The 19,038-nt window shown below is 42.8% G+C and carries 16 protein-coding genes; 10 read left to right on the plus strand and 6 right to left on the minus strand.

Features of this window, described 5'->3' with window-relative positions; all coding sequences use genetic code 11:
• Positions 1-47: 47 nt before the first annotated feature.
• Positions 48-1,592, plus strand: a complete 1,545-nt coding sequence (locus tag AC438_RS08715; RefSeq protein WP_053980870.1) for a serine/threonine-protein kinase — start codon at positions 48-50, stop codon at positions 1,590-1,592.
• An 80-nt stretch (positions 1,593-1,672) separates the two neighbouring features.
• Entirely contained in the window at positions 1,673-3,316 is a 1,644-nt protein-coding gene (locus AC438_RS16965) for a caspase family protein (RefSeq protein ID WP_162230714.1), read from the plus strand.
• A gap of 28 nt (positions 3,317-3,344) precedes the next feature.
• Here AC438_RS16965 and AC438_RS08725 read toward each other — a convergent pair whose 3' ends face one another.
• The 5 genes from AC438_RS08725 to efpL form a co-directional block, all read right to left on the minus strand.
• The gene (locus AC438_RS08725; protein WP_202904732.1) at positions 3,345-4,934 is read right to left on the minus strand and encodes an ABC transporter ATP-binding protein; all 1,590 of its coding nucleotides are present in this window, start codon (positions 4,932-4,934) and stop codon (positions 3,345-3,347) included.
• 2 nt (positions 4,935-4,936) lie between these two features.
• Complete coding sequence (locus tag AC438_RS08730; protein ID WP_053980872.1) at positions 4,937-6,025, minus strand: ABC transporter permease; 1,089 nt, start codon at positions 6,023-6,025, stop codon at positions 4,937-4,939.
• A gap of 5 nt (positions 6,026-6,030) precedes the next feature.
• Positions 6,031-7,029, minus strand: coding sequence for a microcin C ABC transporter permease YejB (gene yejB / locus AC438_RS08735; RefSeq protein ID WP_238376360.1), 999 nt, complete (start codon positions 7,027-7,029; stop codon positions 6,031-6,033).
• Between the two features lie 62 nt (positions 7,030-7,091).
• Complete coding sequence (locus tag AC438_RS08740) at positions 7,092-8,921, minus strand: extracellular solute-binding protein (protein WP_053980874.1); 1,830 nt, start codon at positions 8,919-8,921, stop codon at positions 7,092-7,094.
• 597 nt (positions 8,922-9,518) lie between these two features.
• A complete protein-coding gene (efpL, locus tag AC438_RS08750; RefSeq protein WP_053980876.1) occupies positions 9,519-10,085 on the minus strand; it encodes an elongation factor P-like protein EfpL in 567 nt (188 codons plus the stop codon).
• Between the two features lie 173 nt (positions 10,086-10,258).
• Between efpL and AC438_RS08755 the strand changes: the two genes are divergently transcribed.
• Positions 10,259-10,582, plus strand: coding sequence for a BolA family protein (locus tag AC438_RS08755; RefSeq protein WP_053980877.1), 324 nt, complete (start codon positions 10,259-10,261; stop codon positions 10,580-10,582).
• 245 nt (positions 10,583-10,827) lie between these two features.
• Here AC438_RS08755 and trmL read toward each other — a convergent pair whose 3' ends face one another.
• A complete protein-coding gene (gene trmL, locus AC438_RS08760) occupies positions 10,828-11,292 on the minus strand; it encodes a tRNA (uridine(34)/cytosine(34)/5-carboxymethylaminomethyluridine(34)-2'-O)-methyltransferase TrmL (RefSeq protein WP_053980878.1) in 465 nt (154 codons plus the stop codon).
• Positions 11,293-11,512: 220 nt separating this feature from the next.
• Here trmL and AC438_RS08765 point away from each other — a divergent pair, with 220 nt between their 5' ends.
• From AC438_RS08765 to AC438_RS08795, 7 genes are all read left to right on the plus strand, one after another.
• The gene (locus tag AC438_RS08765) at positions 11,513-12,451 is read left to right on the plus strand and encodes a hypothetical protein (protein ID WP_053980879.1); all 939 of its coding nucleotides are present in this window, start codon (positions 11,513-11,515) and stop codon (positions 12,449-12,451) included.
• Positions 12,438-13,052: a hypothetical protein gene (locus AC438_RS08770; protein ID WP_053980880.1), complete on the plus strand. Its 615-nt coding sequence runs from the start codon at positions 12,438-12,440 to the stop codon at positions 13,050-13,052. Before AC438_RS08765 ends, AC438_RS08770 begins: the two co-directional genes overlap by 14 nt.
• Complete coding sequence (locus AC438_RS08775; protein WP_053980881.1) at positions 13,049-13,786, plus strand: hypothetical protein; 738 nt, start codon at positions 13,049-13,051, stop codon at positions 13,784-13,786. Before AC438_RS08770 ends, AC438_RS08775 begins: the two co-directional genes overlap by 4 nt.
• A complete protein-coding gene (locus AC438_RS08780; protein WP_053980882.1) occupies positions 13,776-14,135 on the plus strand; it encodes a hypothetical protein in 360 nt (119 codons plus the stop codon). Before AC438_RS08775 ends, AC438_RS08780 begins: the two co-directional genes overlap by 11 nt.
• 18 nt (positions 14,136-14,153) lie before the next feature.
• Positions 14,154-15,764 (plus strand): pilus (MSHA type) biogenesis protein MshL, encoded by a 1,611-nt coding sequence (mshL, locus tag AC438_RS08785; protein ID WP_082354048.1) that lies wholly within the window; start codon positions 14,154-14,156, stop codon positions 15,762-15,764.
• Positions 15,765-15,889: 125 nt separating this feature from the next.
• Entirely contained in the window at positions 15,890-17,746 is a 1,857-nt protein-coding gene (locus AC438_RS08790) for a GspE/PulE family protein (RefSeq protein WP_082354049.1), read from the plus strand.
• A complete protein-coding gene (locus AC438_RS08795) occupies positions 17,733-18,959 on the plus strand; it encodes a type II secretion system F family protein (RefSeq protein WP_053980884.1) in 1,227 nt (408 codons plus the stop codon). The genes AC438_RS08790 and AC438_RS08795 overlap by 14 nt, the downstream gene beginning before the upstream one ends.
• Positions 18,960-19,038 lie beyond the last annotated feature (79 nt).

Here is a 19,038-nt window from a genome sequence, read left to right on the forward strand (position 1 = left end):
GAAATAATGAATAATAAGCGCCTTTGCACTTGGGGAGCTTTACAGTCATGTTCGATATCGAGGCTGTACGTCATCAGTTAGGTGATCAAAAATCCAGCGATTCACCATTACCTTGTCCGCAAGCGCTGCGTGGCTGTGAACCATCGGACAATCACCTTGTGACTAAAAGTAATATCTCGCGCCAAACGCAAAAGGAGAAGGTCATTGGCGTTGATCCGAGTAAATTAAGCTTTTTGGCGCGTATTGATAAAACCGCTGAACGTAAACGCTTACGGCAGCAACCCGAAGGCAAAGTGCTGCGTAATCGGTTTTGTTTAATTAAAACATTAGGCAGTGGCGGAATGGGAGATGTGTATCTCGCCAAAGACTTGCTACGTGAAGAAATGCAGGATAGTTCGCCATTTGTCGCGCTGAAGTTACTCAATGAGCAGTGCCAAGCCCAAGAGGGTGCCTTACAAGCGCTTCAGCGTGAAGCCAAAAAAGCACAAGCCTTGTCGCATCCCAACATTGTGACTGTCTTTGATTTTGATCGGTGCGGTGATACGGCGTTTATCTCCATGGAGTACTTAGAGGGGCAAACGCTAAAAGAGTATTTGGCTGAACATGGCACCATGAGCTATTCAAAAGCCATGCGTATTGTAGAGCGTGTAGCGAGAGGCTTGGCGTATGCGCACCAAGAGGGATTTGTGCATGCCGATATTAAACCTGCCAATATATTTTTGTCGCAAGATGGTGGCGTGAAGATTTTAGATTTTGGTATTGCTAGGGTGATTAATGCCGCCCAAGAACCCATGACGGCAGGCGATAAGCTCACTGCATTTGCACTGACACCCAATTATGCAACAGTGGCTAGCTTACAGGGCGAGACGATTAGCGCACGTGATGATGTCTTTGCCTTGGCCTGCGTAGCCTATCAATTACTCACCGGTCGACACCCTTATACCACGCATTATGGTTTACCTGTATCGGCACTAGAGGCTCAAGAGCAGGGCTTAAAAGTAGAAAGCGTCTTCGGCTTAAAGCTTCGCCACATGCGCGCGTTGCGTAAGGCATTACGGTTTGATGCTGAGCTTTCATTTGCCAATGCGGGCGAGTTTATTGATGCGATAAAGGCGCGCCAGTATAGCAATACGATTGCCAGTTTAATCGCCGCTGGTGCAGTGGCCATCATGTGTTCCGTGGCAGCTCAAAGTTATTGGAGTACGCGTGTTCCCTCGCTAGCACATTTACCCGTTGAGTTGGCAACAGTTGCAGCCTTGGTGAGAGAGGGGGATCGCTCTTTAGCGGCTAAGGATGTGGATCTTGCGCATCGACTTTATTCGCAAGCGTGGTTAGATGTCCAAATGAGTGCTGCGCATAAAAAGACGCGTAATATCAAACTAGTACGCGCTATTATTCAAGAAAGAACAAATGCTGTCGTTGCTCAATTAGTGCAGCAAGCAAGCGAAAGGGGGTTGAGTGAGTTTCAAGTGAGTGAATATTTAGTCGCGCTAGAGGTTTTTTTAGAAAATGAATTTGTGAGTAGTCCTTACAAAATACGTAAAGCAATTAGTGATTTGAAAGCGCGTACTCATCCCCCATTGAATCCGTAATTGTACAAAGCGCTGCCATGATGGTATTCGTGCAATACCTTAAAACCCTTCTATGAGTCACAAAATGCTGGAGCTGACGTGTGAAAAGAATCGTGCTTATAGCATTAACAGTAGGTGGCGTATATCGCTCTATTCTTTTAGTACTTTTATTGCTGTCATGCAGTGCCACTGATAACTCTTCACACGAGACGATAGTGCAGGTAATACATAAGCAAGATTTTCAGATTGTGGATTGTTTATTGCCCGCACAGGTGCGCCGATTGGGGCATGCGCAGTATATGGGTACACGCCGAGCGAGTAAAACTACCGCCCATGACTGTCATATCCGTGGCGGAGAGTATGTGGCTTACGATCGTGCAAATTATCACAGTGCCCTCAATGTCTGGTTACCGCTGGCCACGCGTGGAGATGCTAAAGCTCAAAACTATGTTGGTGAAATTTACGAGAAAGGTTTGGGAGTTGAACCTGATTTTACACAAGCATTTTATTGGTATGGCCAATCGGCTGATCAAGGCTTTGCACGGGCTCAAATTAATATTGGCTTGCTGTACGAAAGAGGGATGGGTGTTGAGCGAGACCTCATTAAAGCGCTCAATTATTATCGATTGGCTTCAGGTATCGATAATAATGCCGTGTTGTTAAGTCAAGATGCTCGGGCTGCTTTAGAGCAAGAGAAAAACCATTTTAAAAGCGCCATAGCCGCAGCAAATCAAACCATTCTTGAGCTTGAGCAGCAATTATCAAGCGCTACTCAAAATAAACAAGAAATCAAGAGTGCGCAACGGCATGTGACGGGATTACGTGCATTATATAATCATTCTTTGGATGAACGCTCAAAACTTCAAAATCGTTTAGACGCTATGAATCTTGCGTACCGAAATATCATAAGTAACGATTTTATGACTCCTGAAAATATGAGTTTAGGAGACCCTAAAATCGCACACAGTATAAATTTTGGTCGCTACTATGCGTTAATTATAGGTAATCAAGAATATCAATTTTTAGATGATTTACGCTCACCCGTGAAAGATGCTGAGCGCCTACAAGAAGTACTTGAGCGCCGTTATGGGTTTACAACGCAGTTGATTAAAAATGGTGAAGGAAAAGATATTTTAATGGCTATTAGTCGTTTGTTTCATACGCTGGGCGCTAATGATAATTTATTAATATTCTATGCAGGGCATGGTGAGCTATCGAATGTAGGTCTCAGTAAAACAGAGAGAGGCTATTGGTTACCCGTCGATGCTCAAGGTAATAATATTACTCACTGGCTGAATAATGCTGTCATTAGTGATCATTTAGATCGGTTAAAGGTACGTTCGGTATTGGTGATTGCAGATTCATGCTTTGCGGGCTACTTAGGGGAAGATAAAAGCCCGTATTTATTTGGTTTAAGTAGTGCCAAGTTATCTCGCGCTGCTATCCAAACGGATATCAAAAGGCGCGCACGTATTGTAATTTCTTCTGGTGGCAAGCGACCGGTACTTGATGGTAATAAGGCCGATCACTCTATTTTTGCCGGTGCGTTAATTGATGTGCTTGAAAATAATGATAGGCCTTTACGCGATAGTCAATTATTTTCGCTGTTGTCTGTGAATGTTCGACAACGGGCAGATCGGCTAGTGCTGCGACAAGAGCCTGAAATGAAGCCTATACGAGAGGCTGGTCATGAAGGGGGAAGTTTTTACTTTGTACCGAAAGCTTTTATTGAGTCAGCACACTAAAAATATGGGGTACACTCAGTGCACTGTATTAATTGCGCGCGGCATCTATGAGTGTTTGTGTGTAGGGTGCAGTGGGTGCGGTCAATACTTGAGTGGCATGGCCTTGCTCTACGATCTTCCCAGATTGCATAACTATAATATAATGGCTTAAAGCTTGAATGACTTTTAGATCATGGCTAATAAAAATATATGAGAGGTTATATTTGTCTTGCAGTGCTTTGAGTAGCTGTATGATTTGATTTTGCACTATACGATCCAGTGAGGAGGTGGGCTCATCAAGAATAATCAGTTTAGGTTTTAAAATAAGTGCCCTCGCCAGCGCAATACGCTGCCTTTGACCGCCTGAAAATTCGTGAGGGTAGCGGTGACGTATACTGGGGTCTAAGCCGGTTTCTTTTAGCGCATCAATCACTTTGAGCGTTTTTTGTTGTTGGCTGAGATGCTTCTCAAATACATCGAGCCCTTCGATAAGAAGATGATGAATACTCATGCGTGGACTCAGACTCGCAAAAGGATCCTGAAAAACGACCTGGAAGGCTTTGCGGTAAGTGCGTAGTTGTCTAGGTGTAAGTTTTTTTAATGCTACGTTGTCAAAAAATAAAGCACCCTCGCTTTTTTGTAAAAGCATTAATGCCATGGCGAGTGTTGATTTTCCTGATCCACTTTCGCCAATAATACCTAATGTTTCACCTTTATTGACTTGTATATTGACGTTGTTAACGGCGCTGAACCAACGCTTGTTTTTATTGAAAATAGGTTTATTGAGTGCAAAGCGAACCTGGATATTTTTACCGGTTAATAGCGGATGCGCGTGTGTAGTCTGAAGAATTTGAGCGGGTGGTTCTGCGGTTATAAGGGCTTGTGTGTAATGATGCTTCGGGGTGTTAAAAATATCATTAGCGGTGCCTTGCTCAACAATACTGCCTTGATAGATAACCGCAATGTTGTCGCTGTATTTTTTAACCATAGGTAAATCATGGCTAATCAGTAATACCCCCATATCTAAATCTTCTTTGAGCGAATGAATTAGCGCTAAAATATTTTTTTGCACAGTAACATCTAAAGCGGTAGTAGGCTCGTCAGCAATTAAAATTTTGGGTGTGTTGGCGAGTGCCATAGCGATCATTACGCGCTGCCGCTCACCGCCTGATAATTCATACGGGTAGCTTTTTAAGCGTCGATTCGGCTGAGATATCCCCACTTTGGCAAGCCATTCAAGGGTTTTTATTTTGGCTTGTTGCCTATTAAGGCCTTGATGTATGCGCAGTGTCTCACCAATTTGTTGCTCTATGGTGTGTAGTGGATTCAGTGCGCTCATCGGCTCTTGAAAAATCATGCTGATTTGATTGCCACGTATTGCCTGTAAGCTTTGTTTATTGAGTTGTAGTAAATCCAAACTCTCAAATAAGATGCGACCGCGAGGGTGGTAGGCACTAGGGTAGGGCAGCAATTGTAATATAGACGATGCGATAGCGCTTTTCCCCGATCCACTTTCCCCGACTAAAGCGAGCGTTTTGCCGGCAAAAATATCTATATTAATGTCGTCTACTACGGTTGTTTTACGGCGACCCTGCTCAAAAATAATGCTTAAATTTTGAATAGACATTAAAGCTGGCATAGTTATGTTGATACCTTCAATCGAGGGTCGAAGGCATCGCGCGCACCTTCGCCAATGAATACCATGAGCGTTAATGTACTCGACAGTGTCACAAAGGCGGTTAAACCCAGCCAAGGAGCATGCAGGTTGTTTTTGCCTTGTAATACCAACTCGCCGAGTGAGGCTGAGCCTGGAGGTAACCCCAAGCCTAAAAAATCAAGTGCAGTGAGTGTTGATATTGCGCCAGCTAAAATAAATGGCATGTAAGCGATTGTGGCTACCATGGCATTAGGTAGCAGATGACGCTGTATAATTTTTATATGGCTAACACCGAGTGCGCGCGCCGCTTTTATGTAGTCAAGATTGCGCACTTTTAGGCATTCAGCACGTACTAAATCAACGAGTCGTGTCCAGCTAAATAGTAGCATAATAAAGAGCAGCCAAGCCGTGTTAGGCGTTATTATGCTGGAGATAATGATTAATAAATACACTGTGGGTAATCCGCTCCATAGTTCTAAAAAACGTTGCCCAATGAGATCGATGGTGCCGCCAAAATAGCCCTGAAACGCCCCAATAGTAATACCAATCAGACTACTACCGAAGGTTAATCCTATTGCAAATAAGAGTGAGACTCTAAGGCCATAAAGGGTTCGTGCTAAGACGTCACGTGCTTGATCATCAGTACCTAGCCAGTGACTACTCGACGGTGACGATGGCGCAGGTGAGGTTAGATTGCGAATGTGCGTTGTGTAGTGGTACGGAATTAAAGGCCAAATAAGCCAACCGTTTTTTTCGATAAGGGCAATGATATAAGGATCTGTATAGTCAGTGGTTGTTTCAAAATCACCACCAAAGGTTGTTTCTGGGTAGGCGTTAAATACCGGAAAGAAAAAGCTTTGTTTATATTGAATAACTAAAGGCTTATCGTTGGCAATAATGGGCGAGCACAGTGAAAGGGTGAGCATAAGGGCAAATAGCCATAAGCTCCATTTTGCGCGTTTATTATTTAAAAAAATATCGATGCGCCTTTGTGTTAAAGGGCTTGGATTCCAGTATGCTAAAGGTTGATCACTGGGCTTTGCCTGTGTCACGATTGCCGATGAATGTTTCATAATGATTATTTACGATTATCAAAGTGAATGCGAGGGTCAACCCAGTGATAGATCAAATCAGACAATAATTTTAATAGTAAACTGATTAATGTAAAAATATAAAGCGTAGAGAATACAATAGGGTAATCGCGATTAATAATTGCTTCGTAACTCAAAAGCCCAATCCCGTCGAGTGAGAATATCACTTCTATTAAGAGTGAGCCGGTAAAAAATATACTCACAATCGCCGTAGGAAAACTGGCAATAATAATTAACATGCTGTTGCGAAATACGTGGCCATACAATACCTGTTTGTCATTCAGCCCTTTTGCAATAGCGGTGGTGACGTAATGTTTGTTGATTTCATCGAGAAATGAATTTTTAGTGAGTAGGGTTAATGTGGCAAACCCCCCGATTGTGTAGGCTGTTAGTGGTAATATTAAATGCCAAAGGTAGTCTTTTATTTTGCCCGCTAGGCTTAGTGTATTAAAGTGATCAGAGGTTAAGCCTCTGAGCGGTAGCCAATCTAAATAACTGCCTCCAGCAAAAATAACAATAAGAATAATGGCAAATAAAAATCCTGGTATGGCATAGGCTACCACTATGAGTGTGCTTGTCCAAATATCAAAATGGCTCCGGTGTTGCAGTGCCTTTTTAATGCCGAGTGGTATTGAAATTAAGTAAATAAGTAATGTACTCCATAAACCTAGCGAAATAGAGGTAGGTAGTTTTTCAGCAATGAGCGATAAGACACTGGCATCACGGTAGTAGCTGTCTCCAAAATCGAAGAGCACGTAGTTTTTTAGCATAAGCCAAAAGCGTATATGTGCGGGCTTATCAAAACCATACTGGGCTGTTATTTGTGCGATAATCTCTTGGGGCAAGTGCTGGCGACTAGTGGGGTGTTGGTGTGTGATGCGCGCTGCCTCTAGAGTGGGCGCATATTGGCTCGTTTCCAGTTTTAGGAGCGTTTGCTCAACAGGGCCGCCAGGTGCGAATTGTACAATAGTAAAATTCACAAGCATAATGCCAAACAGTGTAGGGCCTATTAATAATAAACGTATTGTAATGTAGCGCCACATAGGGTTTAGCGTGGTAATTTATCGGCTTTTTTATCGTCATACCACCAAAAATGAGGAGCATAAAAAAAACGATAGTCGTATTTCGGCGATGCAATAAAATTAAATTTATTCCAGTAGGCCACTTTGCTGATGGGTGAGTAATGAAAGGGTACAGCGTAATGCGAATGCAGCAGTACGCGATCGAGTGCTCGCGTCGCGATCACTAATTCCTCGCGGCTTGGGGCGTCAATGATATGCTCAATCAGTGCGTCAACGGCGCGGTTGCTGATGCCCATGTGGTTCAAGCTGTTGTTTAGATTGGCTGCCTGAGAGCCCCAGTAATCACGCTGCTCGTTACCCGGTGAAGAGGTGGGAGCGATAGAAATAATAGAGGCGTCAAAATCTCGATTATTGCGCAAGCTAATGTATTGGGCTGAGCCCACGACTCGGAGGGTTGCGTCGATGCCGAGCTTTTTTAAGTTGTTAATCCAAGGGTTGATTAAGCCTTCAAACAGCGTTGAGGACTGTAGTATTTCGAGTGTTACAGGTTTTTGAGTGTTTGGATTAATGAGTTTTCCGTTGACTACATTAAAGCCGGCGCGCTGTAATATCTCTTTTGCTTTTTTTAGATTCTCTCGATTATTACCGCTACCTTGAGTCTGCGGGTTTGTATAAGCTTGGGTAAATACCTGTGCAGGGATATATTGTGCGAGCGGTTTTAACAGTGTGAGTTCTTTGGCTGAGGGCAAACCCGTTGCGCTTAACTCTGAGTTCGCAAAGTAGCTATTGGATCGTGTATACGAACTATAAAAAAGATTTTTATTGGTCCATTCAAAATCATAGGCATAATTGATGGCTTCTCTGAGCGCCGGGCTACTAAACTCACGCTTGCGTAAATTAAACATTAAGCCTGTGAAGCCTTGGGTATTTGCGTTGGGTATTTCGGCTTTAATAATTTTGCCCGCTTTGACTGCGGCTATGTTGTAAGCGTTTGCCCAATTTTTGGCCGTATTGCGTGTGTTAAGATCAAATTCACCGGCTTTAAATGCCTCTAAATAAACATTGTTGTCTTTATAATAGGTGACATCAATAACATCAAAATTAAACATACCTTTTCTGGTTGGGGTGTTTTGTGCCCAATAATCTTTAATACGCGTGTAGACCGCTCTTCGACCTGCATCAACGCGCGCTAATGTATAGGGACCACTTACGACAGGTATGTCTAGGCTTGATTTTTGTAGGTCATGCTTTTGCCAGTAGTGCTCTGCCAAGACAGGAATTTGACCTAATATTTGAAAGAGCTCGGTATTGTCGGGGTTGCCATTATAAAATGTGATGGTTTGATCATTAATCACTTCTACTTTTGAAACATCAGCCCAATATAACTTGTAGCGTGGCGAGCCGTTTTGCATTAAGGCATTAAAGCTAAAGGCGACATCATGGGCGGTAATAGGGTGCCCATCACTGAAGGTTGCCTTAGGGTTGAGGTGAAAAGTAATCCACTGTCTGGATAGGGGGTATTCAACCGACTGAGCGATATGACCATACATGGTACCTATCTCGTCATGCGCGCTTTCGAGGAGTGATCCGTGCAGCAGTAAGAGCGTGTGACGCTCAGGCCGCCCTTTGATTGCATAAGGATTAACGCTGTCAAACGTTCCAACTTCGGCGAGCCGTAATGTGCCACCTTTTGGCGCGTTGGGGTGTGCGTACTCAAAGTGTTCAAAATGTTTGGGGTATTTGGGTTCACCATGAATCGTGATGGCGTGTGAATGAATGATAGAGCTTTGTTTATCTTGTGCGATGACCGCGCTAGATAAGTAAAGTGCGATGCACGCAATCAGCAAGTGTTTCATTAAGCGTTTCACCTTTTTACAGTGGCGAACCCAAAGGTCGAGTGAGCTTGGCGTAGATGTGGGTACGCAGTGTCGATAATAATATTATTTGCGTCGATAGCAATGTTGTGTCTGTAGCGTTAGTGGGGTTATTGTTGATAGCGTTGCTGAGTGAGGTTTGTCGGCTCTAGTACCTACAGGCGGTCAGAGCGCTATATCACCTCATGAAGGTAGCAGTATTATCGGTGTTGTGTATTGCTCGGTGCAAATGACTCTTGTGTTTATTGTGTGTTTTATGTGATGTAAGCCCAGATTACCTTGCTCATAAGGGAACTTGGCGTTTACGATAAGAGCGCCACAACAGGCTATATTTACATAGGCTGATATTGAGTGGGCGCTACTCAATGATGTTTTGAGGATTTCCGTGCCGAGCTTTGCACGACGCAGCGTTGAGGGTTGCCAAGCCCAGATGGCTCAAGTAACTCAGTCAATGCACTCTGGGTGCCTAATGCTGGTATTTTTAAATCGTTGCAGCTCGGTCCAAGTTGATTTGCGTATACCCGCAATGCCTATTGGGCTTGCAGTTAGGTTTGGTGATGAGGTTGAGTTGGGTCGTCGCTAGGCGCGGCTCATAAACTTATGGTCGGCTGTGTTGACCTTTACTGTATCGCCATTGGCAATATATTCGGGAACTTGAATGATTAAGCCTGTACTCAGGGTGGCGGGTTTGGTACGTGCAGTAGCCGATGCCCCTTTAATTGATGGGTCGGTTTCGATAATTGTTAAATCAACCGAAGAGGGTAAATCTAATGCCACGGGGACATCGTTAACGATAAAGACTTGAAGATCGGTAGTATTCTCGGTGATAAAAGGTACTTCATCGGCAATAGCCTCTTTACTCAAGTTGTACGGCGTGTAGTCTTCGCTATCCATAAACACGTACTCATCGCCATCAACATAAGAAAATGTCACCCCGCGACGTGAAAAATCGGCCAGCGTCATCATTTCGTCTGCTTTAAAGCTTTCGTCTACTTTGATGCCTGTGGCAATTTCGTACATACGAATACGATAGAGACTGCCACCGGCACGGCCGCATACCGCAGATTTACTGACTTCTTTCACAAGATACACTTTACCGTTGTATTCGATGGCGACGTTCTTTTTGATTTCGCTGGCTTTAGGCATAATAGATTTCCAAAAAGGCGAGAAAATATCACAGCTAAGCGTAGATACCTAGCGGCCCAGCGATTTAATAGACTTTTTCGACTGGGCTAGCTCACGATGATGGGCGTGTTGTATTATGTCAGATGCAGATCAAACCATTCCATGAGTGAAGAGCTCGATACAAAGGCAGGCATATGCAAAATCCAATACAGGCGGCTATAGTGCTTAAATTACAGCAAGCACTCAGTCCTGATCATCTTGATGTTATCAATGAAAGCGCGAACCACAATGTGCCTGTGGGCTCCGAAAGCCACTTTAAGGTCATCGCGGTTAGCCAGTACTTTGAGGGTAAGCGAGCGGTGGCTCGCCATCAAGCGGTGTATCAAATTTTAGCGCAAGAGCTAAAAGGCAGTAAGTCAGGCGTTGGCGTACATGCATTGGCACTTCATTTGTATACGCCGGGTGAATGGGCAGAGCAGCAAGCAGCGCCAATGTCGCCGCTGTGCTTAGGTGCTTAGATGTTTAGGCGCTTAGACAATACCTATCAAAACGCTATGCCACTATTCAGCCAAGCTGAAAGTTCCACCTGATAGGGGGCTGATGGTACTTTTTGTCTATTTTAAGCGCTGGGAGCGCTTAAAATAGTGCCTAAATGATGATTGATTCGCCCCAATTCCGGCCTTCTGAATGGTTACAACCCTATCGGGTAAAGCTGAGCAGCTTGGCTCAGTAGTAACCTAAAATAATGGTTTAGTGGGTAGGCTTAAATGGCACCTTCGAAGCCCATTTGTCGCCATGCTTCATACGCAATCACAGAGGTGGCATTAGAGAGGTTCATACTGCGGCTTTCGGGTCGCATCGGGATACGTAAAACACCGCTGATCTGCGGTGCCGTTCTAATCTCTTCGGGGAGCCCGCGTGTCTCGGGTCCCATTAGTAAAAAATCACCCTCCTCAAACTTTTGCTCGCTAAACCAGTGAGTGCCCTTGGTGCTAATAGCAAACAGCCTGATTTTTGGGTGGGTTTGTATAAAGGCTTGCCAGTTGGCGTACTGTTTAACATTTTGCCACTCGGCGTAATCGAGTCCTGCACGGCGTAGGCGCTTGTCATCCAGTTCAAAGCCGAAAGGCTCAATCAGGTGAAGCTGAAAGCCCATATTAGCGCACAAGCGAATGATGTTCCCGGTATTGGGCGGAATTTCAGGTTCAAATAAAACAATATTTAACATAAGGGGCTGCCAAGGTTTAAGAGGTTACTCGTGGTGCGTGTGTTGTGGATAATAATGAATATCAGACAATTTCGATAGAGCGTCTATACTCAGTTTAACGTGCCGTATTTGTTTGGTAATTGGTGTATAAAAATACGTTTAAGCTAACGGTGAATTTTATGCGCAACCATCGGCGGCGTATAGAGAAAATGCCAATAAAGGGCTAAATCAGGTTGTTAACGTGATTAAATGGCGAAAAAACAGTCACTCCGATCAAACGGTAGGGCTTGAGTTTAGGGAAGATGGCATTGCTATTGCGCACCGTCAAACGGTCGATTATGGCAATTTACTTAAGCATGTTGACTTTCTTCCAGCAAGCTTAGAGTCGTCTAATATTAAAATGTTGGGTGACTATGTTAAAGCAAACCATCTGCAAAAACTGCCTTGTAATGTAGTGTTACCGCAAGGGCAATATCAATTGTTATTGGTTGACGCACCGGATGTGCCCGAGGAAGAGGTTCGCAGTGCTTTACGCTGGAAGATTAAAGATTTGATCGCAACGCCTTTAGATGATGCAGGCATTGAATATTTTTATTTGCCAGAAGATGGTGCGCATTCACGTAAAAAAATGATCTATGTCGTCATATCAGAGCTATCACGCTTGCGCAATATTATAGAGCTCATTAAAGCTGTGGATTTGAATTTAAAAAGTATTGATATCAATGAGTTGGTCATGCGCAATCTAGCTACAAGTCTAATCGACCCAGGTTTTGAGGGGCGTGGTGTTGCGATAGCCCGATTAAGACAGGGCCGAGGTAGTGTTAGCCTGTTCAAAAAAGGAAATTTATATTTATCAAGGCAATTTGATTTAGACTATCAAGCCGGCTTATTAGAAGCGTTGCCTGAAGATATACTGGCCCTAGAATTACAGCGCTCTTTAGATTATTACGAACGGCAAATGGGGCAAGCGGCTCCGGGCGTTGTTTATATTTGTGGCGATGGTGTGGCCGAAGATAAAATCAGTGATACGCTTAGAGTTAGCTTGGTTTCGTCGATTCAGTATTTAGATATTGGTGCTATTTTCGGTGTTCCTGATGATGGTGATGCGCTCGAGTTTCAAAAGTGCTTAGGGGCTATTGGCGGATCGTTGCGTGCGGGGGCCACCCATGCAAGAGGTTAATTTATATTTACCCGAACTTAAACCACAAAAAGATTGGTTTAGTGCAAAATACTTGTCTGCTATTTTTGTTGGAGTATTTTTTATTTTATTGTTGGTGCAGTATGTTAAAACTTATGAGCTGAGCCAGCTAGAAAAAGAACTAGAAGAAAAAAACCTTGTTCTGGATGCATTAGGGGTAGAATTAGATAAAAGCAAAACAATAAAGTCACCTAATTCACGGCAAGATATTAAAATGTCTATTGCGCTATTAGAGAAAAAAATAAAATCACGTGAGCGCTTATTTAACTTGATTCAAGGCCAGACTCTAGGTGAAGATTTTAGTTTTCATATCGCGATGAAAGCTATGGCTGTTAATGCCTCTGAAAAATTATCAATCTCTCAATTTACGTTTTCTTATGGTGGTAAGTTAATAGAAATGTCAGGGGAAGGTTTAAATGCTTATGATGTCCCTCAATACTTTGGTTTATTGCGAAAAGAAGAAATTTTTTCAAAATCAAAATTTGGATTGATTAATATTGGTAATATTAAGGCGAGCGGGGGCGTTGAGTTTTCTATGGGGTATGACGGAACAGCCTCTTTTAGTACTCCGGTGAAGCAATGAAGATAATCTCGCGTTGGCTTGAACTTTGTAGCCGTTTTGATGCGTTAGTTGTGCGTGAACGGGTATTGCTATTTGGTTCATGTTTGGCGGGTTTATATTTAGTATTTGATACGTTATTGATTCTGCCAACGAGCGCTAAGCAAGCGCTATTGACTGAGGAGATGATCTCTATTCAGAAAAAAATAGATCAAATTGCAACAGAAAAAAAAGTTTTTGATCGTGTTGCTCAGCGAGATCCTGATGCTAATTTAAAGCGTGAACGTTTAAAGCTTCAGGGGCGACTATTGCAGCTCGAAGGTGGCTTAGAAGAGCTATCTCTACGGTTAATTGCCAGTGAGCAACTTCCTGAAATTTTGCGCGAGGTTTCTAAAAGTGCTAGCCAAATGAACCTTAAGTCGTTAAGAACATTGCCGCCAGAGGCAATAGATTTAAGTGGTAAAGTCGTCAAGTTGAAAGCGATTGCACGCGCGGCCAAAGATTATTTGTCAGGTCATGAAAGTGATGACTCGGAAGATCAGGCTTTACCTTCCGAAAAGGTTTATCGCCACGCCATTCGGTTACGCCTTGAGGGCACTTATTTTGAAGTCATGGAGTTTTTGCAGGTCCTCGAGAATTTAACTTGGCGCTTTTATTGGGAAGGTATTGATTATAAGGTGGCGCAATTTCCTAATGCTATTGTTGAGATAGAGCTTTACACATTATCGACAGATGAGGGTATGTTGGGTGAGCAGTAGGAGTGTACCTAAAGGTCGTAATAATAATGCAGCCGGCACTAAACTATACTATGTGATGGTTGGTTTTTCGATGCTCGTATTGATGAATACCGATGCACTGGCTGGGCCTTTAAGAGACCCTACAACGCCTTTGCATAAAGTGATTGTAACAGAGAGTGAAATTGATTTAATGCTTTTTGCAATCGCAAATGTTGGCGGTAAAAATTTTGCAATTATTAATGGTCAAAGAGTGTATGAAGGAGGCGTTATTAATGGTGCAAAAATTGAAGAGATCAATGATAAGTATGTCGTTTACAGTCATAAAGGTAAGCGCTCTTTACTTAATATGCGACTCTCATTGATTCAATAATAATCTGCAGGTAATGTCATGAAGATAATCACTCTTTTTGCTTTTCGTATAATACCTCTAGTGGGTATGCTGGTTTTTATGTCAGCTTGTGCTCGTATAAACGGTGAGCTGATTGGCGAAAGAGAAATGACAAAAATTGTCAGTGAACAAGACCAGAAAATATTCAAAGACGATGTAAAAAATATTGACGCTTTTGTGGCGACCACAAAGCACCAGCCTAAAAAAGCTAATCGCTTGAATCTATCAGTTACAAATTTACCGGCGAAGACATTTTTTTTAAGTTTGGTATCTGATGCAGGCGTTAACGTAGTCACTGACCCTGAAATTACGGGTTCTATTAGCTTAGAATTAAATGATGTTACAGTCGCTGATGTATTGAATGTGACGCGTGATGTTTACGGTTATGAATATTCCTATGATAATAATGTGTATGTTATTTATCCAAGAAAATTACGAACAGAAATTTTTGATGTTGATTACTTAAATATTTCTCGAGAAAGTTCAACTGAAACATCGGTCGCTATCAGTGCGATTACAGGCTCTAATGGTGGCGGTAGCCAAGAGGGTGGTAATAGCACAGCAGGCGGTCAGGAAAAAAGTGCTTCAGGTACGCAAATTACAACAAAAAGCAGTACGGATTATTGGCAGAATTTAGAAGAAACGTTAAATGCTATTGTTGGCTCTATTGAGGGGCGATCTGTGATTGTCAATCCTCATGCGGGTGTGATTGTTGTTAAGGCATTACCAAAAGAAATCAATAGAGTGCGGCGATTTTTAGAACGATCACAGATTAATATTAATCGGCAAATCATTTTAGAAACCAAGATATTAGAAGTCACTTTAAGTGATGGATATGAAGCTGGTATTAATTGGGAGCAATTAGGAAATCAAATGACCTATACCAATAATGTTTCTGATTTTGACACTGTTCCCAATATTTTAGGTGCGCAAGAAAATGGTGAGCTTTTTTCTTCGGTGGTCGTGGTTAATGATATATTTCGTTTGCTGGCCTTTTTGGAAACACAGGGCTCTGTACAGGTTTTGTCTAGCCCTAGAGTCAGTACCGTAAATAATCAAAAAGCGATGATAAGAGTAGGTACGGATGAATTTTTTGTGACCGGAGTTAAAAGTAATACAACAGCCAGTGCGGCGACGACGACAACTTCGCCAGAGATAGAGCTCACATCTTTTTTTAGTGGTATTTCTTTAGATATAACACCTCAAATTAGCGCTGATGGTGCTGTAGTGCTTCATGTGCATCCATTAGTGAGTACAGTAGAAGATCAGCAAAAAGTTTTTACAGTGGGTAATGATGAGTATGATTTACCGCTTGCACTTAGAGAAATAAGAGAAAGTGATAGTATCGTAAGGGCGCATAGCGGTGAAGTTGTGGTACTCGGTGGGCTAATGCAGGAAACAACAGTTCAAAATGATGGTAAGCGCCCTGTTTTAGGTGACATTCCTTTGCTAAATCTATTCTTTAAAACAAAAAAAGATCGTAAGACAAAAAAAGAGTTGGTGATTTTAATGCGACCAGTAGTTGTGGATGCAAACGCTTGGAAAGATGATATTCGCAATAGTCTTCAGCGTTTTGAAAAAGTTGGTAACGAATTCAGAAAGCAAAAATGATGATATGAGTCATGATATGGATAGACTACTCAAAAACTTAGACATATCTTATTACGCGACTCATTTATAGGAAATAATATAGCGCAAGTCAAGATATTGTGAGTAGTGTGCTAAGGGGGTTTACTATGACAACTCAGCAGAGAATTCGTATTGGTGATTTGTTGGTCGCGCAGCAAATTATTACATCAGCGCAGCTTTTAAATGCCTTAGACGAGCAAAAAAATACAGGCCATAAGCTGGGCCGGCAATTAATAGAGATGGGTTATGTTGAAGAAAATACACTACTAACCTTACTCTCTAAGCAGCTTAATTACCCTTTTATTGCCCTTAAACAGTTTCAATATGATAAAGAGCTTGTTCAAATACTGCCAGAGACCATTGCGCGACGTTATCGTTTAGTTGTACTAAAACGTGATCCTGATGGCTTATTGTTAGGTATGAGCGATCCTACCGATATTTTTGGCCTTGACGAGGCTCATAAAGCCTTAAAGGAAAATATTAAACCGGCAGTAGTCCGTGAATCGGAACTCATGGATATTATTGATACCGCGTATAGTCGTGCAGGTGAAATAGCATCACTGGCAGAGCAACTTGATGAAGAGTTGGGTGGTGAAGCGTTAAATTTAAGTGAGTTGCTATCTTCGGTTGAAGATACTGATGCCCCCGTCGTCAAGTTGTTACAAAAGATTTTTGAAGAAGCGCTTAAGACGCGGGCATCAGACATTCATATTGAACCGGATGAACATGTGCTCCGTATTCGCCAGCGTATTGATGGCGTGTTGGCCGAGACGGTGATGAATGAAAAGCGCATTGCTGGGGCGTTAGTGGTGCGCTTAAAATTGATGTCTAATTTAGATATTTCTGAAAAGCGCTTGCCACAAGATGGCCGCTTTCAGCTGACCATTAATAAGCGTAATATCGATGTGCGGTTATCGACAATGCCGGTGCAATTTGGCGAATCAGTTGTTATGCGATTGCTCGATCACTCTCAAGGTATTAAAAAGCTTGATCGTGTGGGCATGACTCCGGAATATGTGAAGCGATTTAGGCATATTATTACGCGTCCACATGGTTTGGTGTTAGTTACGGGGCCAACCGGTAGTGGAAAAACCACGACGTTGTATGGAGGGTTAAGCGAGCTAAATACACCCGAGAAAAAAATCATTACGGTAGAAGACCCTGTTGAATTTAGATTGCCTCGTATTAGCCAGGTGCAAGTTCATGAAAAAATAGGCTTAGATTTTGCCCGTGTACTACGAGCAACTTTAAGGCAAGATCCTGATATTTTATTAGTGGGTGAAATACGAGATGCAAGTTCTGCAGAAATTGCCCTTAGGGCGGCAATGACTGGGCATATGGTGTTATCAACATTGCATACCAATGATGCGGTAGCCTCTGCATTGCGTTTAGTTGATATGGGTGTTGATGCTTATCTTGTTGCCTCTAGCCTAAAAGCTATTATTGCCCAGCGGCTAGTGCGTAAAATTTGTGAAAGTTGCAAGCAACCCGCGATGCCGTCTAGTGATGAGCGGCTGTTACTGAAGAGTTTAGGGGTCGATGACAGTATACCTTTTTATCGTGGTATAGGCTGCTCACATTGCTACAACACAGGATACCATGGCCGAATTGGTGTTTTTGAATTATTAGAATTGAACCAAGCCATGGCGAATGCTTTGCGCGATAATAATGTACGAGAATTTAATACAGTGGCTCATAATCATCCGCACTATAGGCCTTTAAGTTTAGGTGCTTTAGATTATGCGATTGAAGGGCTAACGACGTTAGAGGAAGTACTTAAAGTCACAGCGCAAGTTGAAGACGAGTCTATTGCATCACCACCAACCCCTAAGCCACCATCCACGGTTCCATCGCCTGCGACGACGTCATTACCCGCTATTGCGGCGGCGAGTGATGAGATTCATGATGTGTCATTATCCGATCCTAGTACAGCGACGGTAGATAGTCCTAATGGCGACATTTAAATTTTTTGGTCGCACTAATCAAGGCCAGCCGATTACCGGCGTTTTAGACGCTGCTTCGCCTGATGCTGTCGCCTTGCAGTTACAAACGCGTGGAGTCACACCGGTTAATATTACCGAAGTGACTATGGTGGCATCCGCGGGTATGCAGCTTGGTGTGTTACTGGGTAGTCAAAAAATAAAATCGGTTGAGCTGATTATGTTTTGCCGGCAAATGTATACGATTACGAAGTCAGGAATCCCCTTAGTTCGCGGGATTAGAGGCTTGGCTGCGAGTATACGTCATGAGCATTTTCGTGAGGTGTTAAATGATATTTCTGATCGTTTAGAAAGCGGTATGACATTATCGGCGGCTTTGTCAAAGCACCCTGTAGTTTTTAACCATCTGTTTGTGAGCATGATTAATGTAGGCGAGAGTAGCGGTAAACTGGAGGATGTTTTTAAACAGTTAGCGTTTTATTTAGAGCGCGATGAAGCGACGCGCAAAAGCATTAAATCCGCTATTCGTTATCCTATGTTTGTGATTATTGCACTTGCTATTGCGATGACAATTGTAAATGTATTTGTGGTGCCTAAGTTTGCAGCGATGTTCGAAAAATACGATGCTCCTTTACCATTAGTGACCAAAATATTAATGGCTACCTCTAGTGCTTTTATCCATTACTGGTGGGTGTTATTACTTATCGCCGGTATTATCGCTGCCGGCATATACTTATTTTTACGCAATCCAAAAGGTGCTCAAATTTGGGGGCGCTTTAAGTTAAAGTTGCCGGTGGTAGGGGAAACAATTAGTCGCGCCTTAATGGCACGCTACGCACGCAGTTTTGCTTTAATGCTTAAAGCCGGGTTACCCGTTAATCAGGCATTAACATTGTGTTCACGTGCAATCGATAACCCTTACCTTGCTGAAAAGATCGAGGGGATTCGGCGAGGCGTAGAGCGTGGTGATAGTCTTATACGCACGCATGTAGCCACGCAATTGTTCTCACCGTTAATTTTGCAAATGATTTCGGTGGGTGAAGAAAGTGGTCAGGTCGACCAATTATTAGAAGAAGTTGCCGATTTTTATGAGCGTGAAGTTGATTATGACCTGAAAACATTGAGTGCTAAAATTGAACCGATCTTAATTGTTGTTATGGCAGGTTTTGTGACTGTATTGGCGCTGGGTATATTTTTACCCATGTGGGATATGTATAGTGTACAAAAATCAGGATAATAAGAGAGACCTGATCACTCTCGTATCCATTCAGCCATGTATCTTATTGTAAAAAAGATACTTGTTTTTAACATTACAT

The organism is Marinagarivorans algicola (assembly GCF_001292705.1).
Taxonomy (GTDB): Bacteria; Pseudomonadota; Gammaproteobacteria; order Pseudomonadales; family Cellvibrionaceae; genus Marinagarivorans; species Marinagarivorans algicola.